The sequence below is a fragment of the Sphingomonas sp. ATCC 31555 genome, from assembly GCF_000282895.1.
Classification (GTDB): domain Bacteria; phylum Pseudomonadota; class Alphaproteobacteria; order Sphingomonadales; family Sphingomonadaceae; genus Sphingomonas.
Genome location: NZ_ALBQ01000024.1, coordinates 1 through 12,872 on the forward strand (window position 1 = coordinate 1; position 12,872 = coordinate 12,872).

Genomic DNA, 12,872 nt, shown 5'->3' on the forward strand with positions numbered 1-12,872 from the left:
GCCGCCCGCCCGCCGAGCCGATGCTCGCGCAGGCGCTTGACGTCGCAAAGAACGCCGACACGATCGTTGCCGTACTCGGCCTGTCGCCCGATCTCGAGGGCGAGGCGCTCAGCGTATCCATCCCCGGCTTTGTGGGTGGCGACCGTACGGACATCGCCTTGCCCCGGCCGCAGCTCGACCTGCTCAAGGCGCTCCGCAAGACCGGCAAGCCGCTGGTACTCGTGCTCACCAGCGGCAGCGCGGTCGCGGTGGACCCGACGCTGGCCGATGCGATCCTCGAGGCCTGGTATCCGGGTGAGGAAGGTGGCACCGCGCTCGCGGAGACGCTGGCCGGCAAGAACAACCCCTCCGGCCGCCTGCCACTCACCTTCTACGCCTCGGTCGACGATCTGCCCGCGTTTGTGGATTACGGCATGAAGGAGCGTACCTATCGTTACTTCACCGGCAAGCCGCTCTGGAGCTTTGGCCACGGCCTTAGCTACACGCGCTTTGCCTATGACAACGTGGCGGTGAAAGCCGCCGGTATGGGCCAGCCTGTGCAGGTCACCGCGAAGCTCACCAACGCAGGCAGCCGCGCGGGGGAGGAAGTCACGCAGATCTATGTCGTGACGCCAGATGCCGGTAAGCAGGGCGGGTTCACCACCCCGGTCCTGCAACGCCAGCTCGCCGGCTTCCATCGTGTGGCGCTCGCGTCGGGCAAGTCAACGAGCCTTTCGTTCGCCCTCGATCCGCGCAGCATCAGCAGCGTGGCCCGGGACGGCACCCGCCGGGTGCTGCCGGGCGCCTATCGCTTGTGGATCGGCGGCGGTCAGCCCGGCGACGGCCCCGGCCAGTGGGCAGACTTCACTCTAACCGGCGAAGCACAGGAACTTCCGAAATGATCGACCGCCGTACCCTGATCGGCTCCGGCCTGGCGCTCGCCGCCACCCCCGCTTTCACCCGACCCGCACCCGTCTTCGTCAGCAAGCGCCCCGCGCCTGCTGACCGCCGCTTCGTCAGCAAAGCCGTGGAACGCGAGATCCTGCGCGTCTCCAAGCAGATCGCCGATCCCAAGCTGCGCTGGATGTTCGTGAACTGTTACCCCAATACGCTCGACACCACGGTAAAGATGGGCACGGTCGACGGAAAGCCAGACGCTTTCGTCATCACGGGCGATATAGATGCGCTGTGGCTGCGCGACAGCTCAGCCCAGGTGCGGCCTTATCTGCATCTGGCGAGGGAAGATGCCGATCTCCGCCGCCTTTATCATGGCCTGATTGCGCGGCAGGCGCGGTGTATCCTGCTCGATCCCTACGCCAACGCATTTCTTGAAGATCCAAGCGCCCGGACCAAGCTCGGCTGGGCGCTCCACGACAGGACGGAGATGAAGCCGGGGGTCGCCGAGCGGAAATGGGAGATCGACAGCCTCTGCTATCCGATCCGCCTGGCGCACGATTACTGGAGGGCCACCGGCGACACCACGCCGTTCGATGCGCGATGGGCGGACTCCGCCCGCACGATCGTTCGCACTTTCCGCGAGCAGCAGCGGAAATCCGGCCCCGGCCCCTATCGATTCCAACGCGGCAGCGAACGCCCGACCGAAACGCTGATGCTCGATGGCTATGGCGCGCCCACCCGTTCAGTGGGCCTGATCCATTCGGGCTTTCGCCCGTCCGACGATGCCTGCGTCTACCCTTTCCTGATCCCCGCCAATCACTTTGCCGTCGCCACATTGCGCGAACTGGCGGTGCTGGCGATGGCGGCACGGCAGGACGCGGCACTGGCAAGCGACGCTACCGCGCTGGCCGACGAGGTCGCCGCAGCGCTTCGCGACTATGGCACGATGCGCCTACGCGATGGCCGCGAAGTCATCGCGTATGAGGTCGACGGCTTCGGCAACACCTTGTTCATGGACGACGCCAACGTTCCTTCGCTTTCCAGCCTCGCATATCTGCGCTGCTTCGATCGCGCCGACCCTTTGTGGCAGCGTACCGCCGCCGCGGCGTGGAGCGAGGCCAACCCCTATTGGTCGCGCGGGAAGGCTGTCGAAGGTATTGGCGGACCGCATGTCGGTCTGGGCCAAGTCTGGCCCATGTCGTTAATCATGCGCGGCTTCAACCAAGATCACGATGTGCAAACCGTTCGCAATATCCTGCGAATGCTTAGCAATAGCGACGCCAACACCGGCTTCATCCATGAAGCGATGGACCAGGACGATCCATCCAAATTCACCCGTGATTGGTTTGCCTGGGCCAACGGCCTGTTCGGCGAACTGATCGTCCACCTCGCATCCGTGCAACCCAAGCTTCTTCAGGAAACGCTGTAATGCTCTCCCGCCGCCGCCTGCTTGCCACCAGCGCCATTGGCCTCGCCGCTTCGGCCGCTGCCCCGCGCCTTGCCTTCGGCCAGTCGCCGCGCCGAACCGCGCCCAATCTTTTCATCGGTACCGACGGCACCGGCCACACCTATCCGGGCGCCAGCTTGCCTTTCGGCATGGTCCAGCTGAGCCCCGATACCGGCGTAGAGCGCTGGGAGACCTGCTCGGGCTATTATCACAGCGACGGCTCGATCCTCGGTTTCTCGCATACCCATTTGTCGGGTACCGGCATCGGCGACATGCTCGATCTGCTGGTCGTACCGGGTCGGGGGCAGGTTGTTCTGCAGCCCGGCACGCGCGAAAAGCCCGAAACGGGCTATCGTCAGCGCTATACCGATGAGCGCGCGGAGCCAGGCTATTACCATGTCGCGCTGAACAACGGCGTGAAGGCGGAACTCACCGTCACCGAACGCACCGGCTGGCATCGTTACACCTTTCCCGCTGGCCCAGGTCATGTGCTGCTGGACCTTTCGCACTTGATCCTCGACAACTCGGACAGCCCGCCGCTGATCCGCGATGCGGTGATCGAAATCGAGCAGGATGGCACGATCACCGGTCGGAGACACGTCTTCCGCTGGGCCAAGGGCCGCAAGATCTTCTTCGCGCTTCAGCTGTCGCGCCAGCCCGATCGGATCACGCTCTATGCCGATGACGACGCCGAACAGCCCGCTGGCAGCCGCAAGGTCACCGGGCAGAGACTCAAGGCGGTTCTGCATTATTCGGACGCGGGAAATGCGCCAATTCTCGTGCGTTGCGGCATTTCCGGCGTTGATGTCGCCGGCGCCCGCAAGAACCTTGTCACCGAAGCGCGACATTGGGACTTCGATGTTGTTCGCCGCGAAGCCACCGCCCGGTGGCAACCGGCGCTCGACGCGGTTCGCGTCGAAGGCGGAACGCAGGATCAGCGGACCATCCTCGCCACCTCGCTCTACCATGCGCAGCTCGCTCCGACGCTGTTCTCAGACGTCGACGGCCGCTATCTCGGCATGGACGGGCAGATCCACACGGTGCCGAAGGGCGGCGCAGCCTACAGTACCTACTCGCTGTGGGACACCTATCGCGCACTCCACCCGCTGCTCACCCTGATCGATGCGGATCGCACCAAGTCACTTGTCGATGACATAATCCGCCAGACCGCGCAGTCACCCTACGGCCCCTTGGTCTGGCCGCTGCAAGGTAAAGAAACTGGCACGATGATCGGCTGGCACGGCGTCGTGCCGCTCGCCGAGGCGCAGGCTAAGGGCATCAAGGCCGATTATGCCGCCGCCTGGCCGGCGATCCGACGGCGCAGCTTCGATTTCACTGCCAAGGATCTCGATAACAGCAAGGGTCGCGATCTCTACGACCGGATGGGCTATGTTCCGGCGGACAAATGGTTTGAGAGCGTCAGCCGTACCCAGGAATATGCCTATGACGATTGGGCATCGTCGCATCTCGCGGCAGCGATCGGCGAAAAGGCCGACGCTGATCGACTGCGAAAACGCGCGGCCAATTGGCGCAATGTGATCGACGGCAGCATCGGGTTCGCCCGCCCGCGCTTCAGCGACGGCAGCTGGTGGACACCCTATGATCCGATCCAGCTCGGCCACATGCCCAAGCCCTGGTGGCGCGACTATACCGAGGCCAATGGCTGGCAGGCGACGTTCCTCAACCAGCATGACGTCTATGGATTGATCCAGCACATGGGCGGCGACGCGAAGTTTGAGGCGAAGCTTGACGCGCTGTTCACCGCGCCGTCGACGCTGCCCGCCAATGCCCCGCCCGACATTTCGGGATTGGTGGGGCAATATGCCCATGGCAACGAACCCGACCAGCACGCGCCCTATCTCTATGCCTATACCGGCGCGCCGTGGAAGACGCAGGCAATGGTTCGCCGGCTGTGCACGGAGATGTACAAGAACGATCCAGACGGCATCATCGGCAATGACGATTGCGGCCAGATGAGCGCTTGGTTCGTCTTCTCGTCGCTCGGCTTCTATCCAGTCGATCCGGTGGAGGCAGTGTACGTCTTCGGCTCGCCCCTGTTCGAGCGTGCCGAACTGAAGGTGGGCGCCGGCAAGCGGCTGGTGGTGGAGGCGCCGGGCAATCGGGCGGACACACCCTATGTCACGGCCATTCACTGGAACGGCAAGCCATGGCGAAAGAGCTGGATCGCACACGCCGATCTGGTGAAGGGTGGCACCCTGCGTTTCACCATGTCGGATAAGCCCAACCCTGCCTTCGGCCGCGCGCTTGCCGATCGACCGCCGTCGAACGGCCGCACGCCAGGCTGATGCTACTCGCCGCTGCGCTTCTGACGACGGCGCCCTGCGTCGCCGCCGGTACTGGCGGCAAGGTGGCGGCCGATCTGCTGCGCACGCGGCTGGCCGAGCAGCAGGCCCCCTGTGCGCAGGTGCTGCTCGCGCCGCTACCGTCGGTGGAGGCCGCCCTACCTGCAAACAGGCGCGCGATGTGGCGCAAGGCGGCGCCACGGGCGCTGCCCCGCGAGGGCTTTGCGGTCCGCCGGATCGGCGACACGCTGGTCATCACTGCGCGGGGCACGCGCGGGCTGGTCTATGGCGCTGGATGGTATCTGCGCACCGGCGCACGGCCCCAGCGCTATCAGAGCGCCCCCGCCCGGCAGGTGCGGCTCACGCAGATCGGCTATCGCGCCAAAAATAACAGCTACGATGCCTGGACCCTGGCGATGTTCCGGCGCCGAATCGAGGATTTTGCGCTGTGGGGTGCCAGCGGCGTGCAGGTAATCGCGCCGATTTCGGACGATGACGCCACCAGCCCGCTGTTTCCTGCGCCCCCGCTGGAAACCCTGCGCGGCATCGGCGAGATAGCGCACCGGCTCGGTATCGATTTCGCGCTCTATTATCCGAACCTGCACGACTATGCGACGCACGCCGAGCGTGCAGAGGAGGTCGCGCGATTCCGCACGCTGCTGAACCAGCTGCCGATCGTGGATGCGCTTTACATTCCCGGCGGCGACCCCGGCCATGCCGCACCTGCCAACCTGTTTCCGCTGGTTGCGGAGCAAGCGGCAGCACTGCGGGCGCGCAACCCGGCGGCAAGCGTGTGGATATCCACCCAAGGCTTCGACGCGGCGGGGCTGGATGCTTTTTATGCGCAACTCGCCCGCCGCCCAGGCTGGCTGACTGGCATTTTCGCCGGCCCCCAAACACGGGACCCGGTGGCCGTCCAGCGCCGCCACCTGCCCCACGGCTACCAGCTGCTGCTCTATCCGGATATCGCCCACACCATGCACGCGCAGGTGCCGGTCGATCGCTGGAGCCCAGCCTTCGCGCTGACCCAGGGCCGCGAGCCGATCAACCCGCGCCCACAAGCGATGGCGGCGCTGTTCCGGCATCTCGATCCGGGCAGCAGCGGCTTCGTCACCTATTCCGAGGGGGTAAACGACGATGTGAACCAGTTTCACTGGTTCCGTCTGGGCTGGGACCCACAGGTGACGCCCACGGCCTTCGCCGCCGACTATGGCCGAGCCTTTATCGGCGATCCGGCTGCGGCTCGGGCGATCTTGGCACTCGAACGCAACTGGGAAGGCGATCCGGCGGCCAACGCCACCATCGATGCCACGCTGGCGCTTATCGACAGGCTTAAGCCTGCCAGCTGGGCGGATTGGCGCATGGACGCGCTCCACTACCGCGCGGTGTATGACGCAATCGTTCGCCACCGCCTGATCGCCGCACGTGCCCGTGAGACGGCCGCACTGTCCGCTGTGGATGGCGCGACAGCCCGCGCTCGGCTGGCAGAGCCCGATCCCGCGCCGGTGCAGGCGCTGCGCGCCCGCCTGTTCGCACTGGCGGATCGGCTATGGCAGGGTGCTAGGCTGCAGCTCAGCGTAAAGCGGTACGGCGCATCCAATATCGAGCGCGGCGCCAATCTCGATCGCGTCGATGTCGACCTGAACGATCGCGTCTGGATCGAGCGGCAACTCGCCACCCGCACGCCCACGCAGCTGGCCGATCATGCCCGCACGCGCGAAGGTGCGCTGTACGACGATCTTGGCGATCCGTGGAACGCGCCGCACCTGGTGCGCGGCAGCAGCCCAGCAGCCGATCCGCTGCGCTTCCAAGGCGCGATCGAAGGCATTGCCGATCGTACCCCCAACCAGGGATGGCGCATGTCCTGGATCAGCTATGCCGAGAGCCTGTACGATGCACCGTTGCGGCTGCGCTATACAGGGCTCGATCGCAAGCGGCGCTACCGTCTTGTCGCCACCTATGCAGGCGAGGACTATTGGCTGCCGATGCGCCTTGTCGCCAATGGCAGCATTGAACTCCATCCGCCGCTGGATCGTGCGACCAACCCGATGACGGTGGAATTGGCCATTCCACATGCCGCAACACGCGGCGGCACCCTCGATCTTGCCTGGACGCGCCCCCCCGGCATGGGCGGCAGCGGCCGTGGCCATCAGGTCGCCGAGACCTGGCTCATCCCCGAACCTCTCGCCGGAGAACGCAAATGACCGATCTATCCCGACGTGCACTCGTCGTCGCCGGACTCGCCACCCCGGCGCTTGCCCGGGCCACCACGGCTGCCACCCGCACGCCCGCACCCAAGCCGTTCGGCGCCACCCCCAGCCCGCGACAGTGGAAGTGGCACCAGCGCGAGCAATATGCCTTCATTCATTTCTCGGTGAACACCTTCACCGACAAGGAGTGGGGCTATGGCGATGAAAGCCCCAAGACCTTCAATCCTACCGACTTCAGCGCGGATCAAATCGTTGCCGCTGCCAAGGCGGGTGGGCTGAAAGGCCTGATCCTGGTGTGCAAGCATCATGACGGCTTCTGCCTGTGGCCAACCAAGCTTACCGAGCATTGCATCCGCAACAGCCCTTACAAGAACGGCCAGGGCGATATCGTCCGCGAAATGTCCGATGCGTGCGCGCGCGCCGGTTTGCCGTTCGGCGTCTATCTTTCGCCTTGGGACCGCAACCATCCCGACTATGGCCGTCCTGGCTACATCACCTATTATCGTGCCCAGTTGACTGAGCTCTGCACCCAATATGGCAAGCTCTTCGAAGTGTGGTTCGACGGCGCCAATGGCGGCGACGGCTATTATGGCGGCGCACGCGAGACGCGGAAGATCGACGCACCGGCCTATTACAACTGGCCCTCGATCGTGGCGCTGGTCCACAAGCTGCAGCCCGATGCCTGCACCTTCGATCCGCTGGGTGCCGACATCCGGTGGGTGGGCAATGAGGATGGCGTGGCAGGTGACCCCTGCTGGCCCACCATGCCTAACCATCCCTATGTTCAGCGCGAAGGCAACTCGGGGGTGCGCGGCGGCGCACTATGGTGGCCGGCAGAAACCGACGTGTCGATCCGCCCCGGCTGGTTCTTCCATGCGGACGAAGATTCGCGCGTCAAGAGCCCTGAACGACTCATTCAGATGTATGATGAATCCGTTGGTCGTGGGACCAATCTAAACCTCAACCTGCCGCCGGATCGGCGGGGTCGCATTCCCGACCAGGACGTGAAGATCCTGAAGAGCTATGGCGATGCGATCCGCGCAACCTTTGCGCGCGATCTGGCCCAGGGTGCCATCGCTCAGGCCAGCGCTGTGCGCGGCCCAGGTTTCGAGGCCGCGCGCGTGCTAGACGGCAATCGTGAGACCTATTGGTCGACGCCGGACGGTGCCACCACGCCCACGCTGACGCTGGACCTGAAACCGGGGACGCGCTTTGACGTAATCCGCCTGCGCGAATATCTGCCGCTGGGCGTGCGGGTGACGCGCTTTGCCGTCGACGCGGAAATCAACGGGAAATGGCAGCAGATCGCCGAGAAGGAGTGCATCTCGGCCCAACGGGTAATCCGCTTGCCCCAGCCGATCGCGCCCCGGCGGGTGCGCCTTCGCATACTGGAAGCGCCAGTGTGTCCGGCAATCAGCGAATTCTCGCTGTTCCACGCGGTACCGCCGGTGCCTGTTGCGCCGATCGTTTCCTCCGACCCAACCGTAATCGACACCCGTGCGTGGAAGATCGTATCGCCCGGCGCACCCGGAGCCGAAAAGCTGCTTGATCGCGATCCCGGCAGCATCTGGACGACTCCTGCACCCAAAGCTGGCGCACCGGTGGAAGTGACGATTGATCTCGGCACCACCACTGCGCTCGCCGGCTTCAGCCTCACTCCGTCACGCCACGTGATGACCGACGCTGCGCCGCCCAAGCGCTACGAAGCGGAAACCAGCGCAGATGGAATCGATTGGGCCGCCGCCGCCGCAGGCGAGTTCAGCAACATCGCCTATGCTCTATCCACCCAACGCATCCCGCTCGAGAACGTTAAGCCGGTGCGATATCTGCGGCTGCGATTCACCGAAACCGCCGTGCCGGAGCCGAAACTGGCCATAGCGGAGATCGGTGGCTTCATTGCTCCACGCTGAGTCGCGCTGATCTCCAGCTTACGTAATCGCGCCGGATTGGTCCCACCGATCCGGCGCGTTGCGTTTGAGCAACAATCGCCAGGAAACGATCCTAAAACGAGACCACCTGCTGCCATATATAAAACCAGTTTCCCTATTTGGTATTGTATACCGCCAAGACCTGTGACAACATCTCTTCCAAGCGGCGACAGAGATATGACGGTCCGCTTTCACGAGGGAGAACGGCGCGAGCGCGCCGAGTGGGGATGCAGCGATGGCGATGGGTCGACGCGAAGCGATGAAATTGGGGCTGGTCGGTGCGGCCGCCGTGCCAGCAGGATCTGCCTTTGCACGTGCTGAAGCGCCGCGAGCGCTGATCGTTTCCACCTGGGACTTTGGCGCGGCCGCTAACGCCGCCGCCTATGCTCAGTGGAAGAAGAGCGGTTCGCTGCTCGACGCGGTGGAAGCAGGCGCCTGGGTGCCGGAAGCCGACGCGGAGAACCATTCTGTCGGCCTGGGCGGCTATCCGGACCGCGACGGGCATGTCACGCTGGATGCGATCATCATGGACGATCGCGGCAATGTCGGCGCGGTCGCTGCGTTGGAGGACATCCTCCACCCAATTTCCGTCGCGCGCCGCGTGATGGAAAAGACACCGCATACCTTCCTCGTTGGTGAAGGCGCGCGCCAGTTCGCGCTCGATCAAGGCTTTTCCCAAACGCGCCTGCTGACGCCCGAGGCGGAGGCGGCCTGGCGCGAGTGGCTGAAGACCGCGAAGTACAAGCCTGTAGCCAACATTGAAAATCAGCGCGGTTCTGCGCTGGACCACGACACGATCGGCATCGTTGCCTGTGACGCCACTGGCCGGCTGGCGGGTGCCTGCACCACGTCCGGCATGGCGTTCAAGCTGCGCGGCCGGCTCGGCGACTCGCCCCAGGCCGGTTGCGGCTTGATGGTGGAGCCGGACGTCGGCGCCGCAACGGCAACCGGCGTGGGCGAAGAAGTCACCCGAATTGCGGGATCCGCCCGTGTGGTCTCGTCGATGCGCGCCGGCATGCATCCGATGGCCGCTTGCCGCGAAGCCGTTCTTCATATCGCGAAGCTGCGCGGCGACGCCGTGAAGGATGCACAGGTCGCCTTTCTTGCGATCGACCGCCACGGGCGGGTCGGTGCCTATGCGCTGCAGCCAGGCTTCACCTACGCCGTGACCGATCTTGGAGGGGCAACCAGGGTCGTCGCAGCAGAAAGCCTGCTGAAGCCCGTCAAAAACTGATTTTTCGGGGAGTGAGAGGGAGAATCTATGATGAAGACGATGCAAACGTTTCGAGGGTCTACAGCGCTCATCGCGTTGGCAGTTACCACGCTCTATGCGGCGCCCGCTGCCGCGCAAAGTGCTGCTCCCGCTGCGAGCGATGACAGCGAAATCGTCGTTACCGGCATCCGCAAGAGCATCCAGGACTCGATCCGCGCCAAGCGCGAAGCCAATTCCATCGTCGACGTGATCAGCGCCGAAGACGTCGGTAAATTCCCCGATAATAACGTCGCGGACTCGCTGGCACGACTGCCCGGCGTCACCGTGGACCGTCAGTTCGGTGAGGGCGAACAGCTCTCCATTGCCGGCGTGGAACCCGCGCTCAACCGCCTGACCATCGATGGCCACTCGATCGCCTCGGCCGATTGGGGCGGCAACCCGACCGACCGTTCGAGCCGCACCTTCAACTATTCGCTGCTGTCGCCCGCAATCATCAGCCAGGCGATCGTCTACAAGACGCCGGAAGCACGGCTGCAGGAAGGCGCAATCGGTGCCAGCGTTGATGTCGTCACGCGCAAGCCTCTGGATCTGAAGCCGCATACGCTCACTTTCACCGGCGGCTACGAATATAATGATCGCGGCAAGGTGGGCAGCGCACGCGGCGCCGGGCTCTATAGCTGGCACAATGATGCGGGTACGATCGGCATCCTCCTCGGTGCGAATTACGACAAGGAACAGGTCAGCCGCGCTGGTGTTGCATCCTATTGGTACCGGACGGGTGCCGCGCTTCTCGAAAACGCGCCAACCACAGCGACCGTGAACGGCAAGGCAATCTCAGCGCTGACCGCAGCGGAGCGCACCGCGTTCAGCAATGCGCGCTATGCATCGTTCCTTGCACGCGAATATTTCCGCCAGGAGCGTGAACGCATCGGCTTTAACGGCGCAATTCAGATCAAGCCAGTCGACAACCTGACCGTTACCGGCACGGCAATGATCATCCGCGGCAACTATGACAATGTTTCGAACTCCATGTATACTTACGGATTCGAAGGCTCGCGCATGACCGCGGCAACTTATGTTCCCGGGACAGACGGCAGCCCTGGTGTAGTCAATTCGGCAACCTTCTCGGGCATCACCAGCGGCACCGGCTCCACGGGGCAACTCGACACGCTCTATCGCCGGACGCGGGTCAAGAATGACTCCTACGCCATGTTGATCGACTGGAAGCCCGGCGAATGGGAAGTCACCGGCAATCTCGGCTATACGCGCGCATCAGGCGGCAAGAATCCCGAGTATCTGCTCGATTTCCGTACCCAGCAGGGGTTTACGGCCGGCGCCAACGGCCGCGATACCATCGTGAACTGGCAAAGTGCGGCGAGCGACGGTTCGAAGTGGCTGAGTAATTTCACGGCAAATGGCGGTGAGACCATCCGCGCGCCCGACGGCCGCACCTTCTTCGGCCGCCAAATCGGTGGAATTCCGACGCAGTCGGGCTTCACGCTCGACAAGGAGGCCTTCGGCGAGTTCAACGTCAAGCGCGCGGTGAACTGGGGTCCGGTGACGGAATTGCTGTTTGGCGCCCGCTACGCTGACCATACCAACAGCAACACCACGTACAGTAACGCCATCTACACCAATCAGAACTTCACGGTCGCGGACCTGAACCCCACGCTACGGGATGGCAGCCTGTGGTCTGGCTTGGGCACGTCGGGCAATGGCGTCCCTTATGTCGGCCTTGATCGTGACGCGATCATCGCCGCCCTGAAGAAGTACGGCAACTTCTCGATCGATCGTGGCCTGTCCCAGGGCGATTACTGGCTGGTCAAGGAACGGATCGCCGCTGGCTATGTTCAGGCGAACTTCGAGTTCGGCAAGTTCCGCGGCAACCTGGGCGGCCGTTTCGTAAGCACCCGGGATCAATCGAACTTCTACGTCCAGAGCGGCGGCACCTTCGCCCTCACGCGCGTGACGACTGACGACAACCGCTTCCTGCCGGCGTTCAACCTTATCTATCAGGCGGGCGAGGACGTCGTTATCCGCGGCTCGGCTGCCAAGGTCATCGCCCGGCCGCGGTACAGCGACCTTGCCGGCTCAATCTCGCTCGACGATACGACGCGTTCCGGCAGCGGCGGCAATCCGGACCTGAAGCCTTATGCGGCAACCAATTTTGGCTTCTCGACCGAATGGTATTTCGCTCCCGGCAGTTTCCTGGCGGGTGAGATCTTCTATCGCGACATCTCCAACTATGTCGGCAACGAAGTGGATGACGGCCCCGACGGCCAGGGCGTGCCCTTCACCAACACCGTGACCGGTCAGACACTTCGCTACTCGATCAGCCGTCCCATCAACGGCGGCAAGGCCTCGGTCACGGGGTTCTCAATCTCGGGCAACACGAACCTGATCTGGGGCTTCGGCATCCAGGCGAACTACACCTTCGCGGACGCCGATACCCAGGCATCGACAGGCCTGCCGTATCTGTCGCGCGACACCGTGACCATCTCGCCCTACTTCGAAAAGGGACCGTTCCAGGCACGCGTCAGCTACAACCGGCGTTCGAAGTACTTCTACCGCTTCGGCCGCCAGCAGTCCCAGGACTATACCGACGCATATCGTCAGGTGGACGCGCAGATCTCGTACGCTGTCAACGAAATGATCTCGCTGACGGCGTCGGCATCCAACCTGCTGGACGAAACCTATTACCAGTACAGCTCAACACCGGACGCGCCGACCTCGATCTACAAGAACGGCCGCGTCTTCGCGATTACGGCGACCGTCCGCATGTAACCGTCATCGATACTGCACGTTTCTGCACCTACTGCGCCTGCCCGGTCCCCTGGGCAGGCGCTTTTTGCTTAGAGCGTTTTCCGATCAATCTGGATCATATCCGCAGGAACT

Annotated in this window: 7 protein-coding genes; all 7 read left to right on the forward strand. The window is 63.9% G+C overall.

Translation table 11 applies throughout. The features are described from left to right. A partial coding sequence (locus tag B215_RS0112510; RefSeq protein WP_019369991.1) for a glycoside hydrolase family 3 C-terminal domain-containing protein occupies positions 1 to 881 on the forward strand: 881 nt, incomplete at its 5' end. Then, positions 878 to 2,305, forward strand: coding sequence for a glycoside hydrolase family 125 protein (locus B215_RS0112515; RefSeq protein ID WP_019369992.1), 1,428 nt, complete (start codon positions 878 to 880; stop codon positions 2,303 to 2,305). The genes B215_RS0112510 and B215_RS0112515, both read left to right, overlap by 4 nt. Further along, positions 2,305 to 4,629, forward strand: coding sequence for a GH92 family glycosyl hydrolase (locus B215_RS0112520; RefSeq protein ID WP_019369993.1), 2,325 nt, complete (start codon positions 2,305 to 2,307; stop codon positions 4,627 to 4,629). Before B215_RS0112515 ends, B215_RS0112520 begins: the two co-directional genes overlap by 1 nt. Beyond that, complete coding sequence (locus B215_RS0112525) at positions 4,629 to 6,830, forward strand: hypothetical protein (protein ID WP_019369994.1); 2,202 nt, start codon at positions 4,629 to 4,631, stop codon at positions 6,828 to 6,830. The genes B215_RS0112520 and B215_RS0112525 overlap by 1 nt, the downstream gene beginning before the upstream one ends. Next, on the forward strand, positions 6,827 to 8,746 hold the full coding sequence (locus B215_RS0112530; RefSeq protein ID WP_019369995.1) for an alpha-L-fucosidase: 1,920 nt from the start codon (positions 6,827 to 6,829) through the stop codon (positions 8,744 to 8,746). The genes B215_RS0112525 and B215_RS0112530 overlap by 4 nt, the downstream gene beginning before the upstream one ends. Positions 8,747 to 8,999: 253 nt before the next feature. Continuing rightward, a complete protein-coding gene (locus B215_RS0112535; protein ID WP_019369996.1) occupies positions 9,000 to 9,998 on the forward strand; it encodes a N(4)-(beta-N-acetylglucosaminyl)-L-asparaginase in 999 nt (332 codons plus the stop codon). A gap of 30 nt (positions 9,999 to 10,028) precedes the next feature. Continuing rightward, on the forward strand, positions 10,029 to 12,761 hold the full coding sequence (locus B215_RS0112540) for a TonB-dependent receptor (RefSeq protein ID WP_026009215.1): 2,733 nt from the start codon (positions 10,029 to 10,031) through the stop codon (positions 12,759 to 12,761). Positions 12,762 to 12,872: the final 111 nt, after the last annotated feature.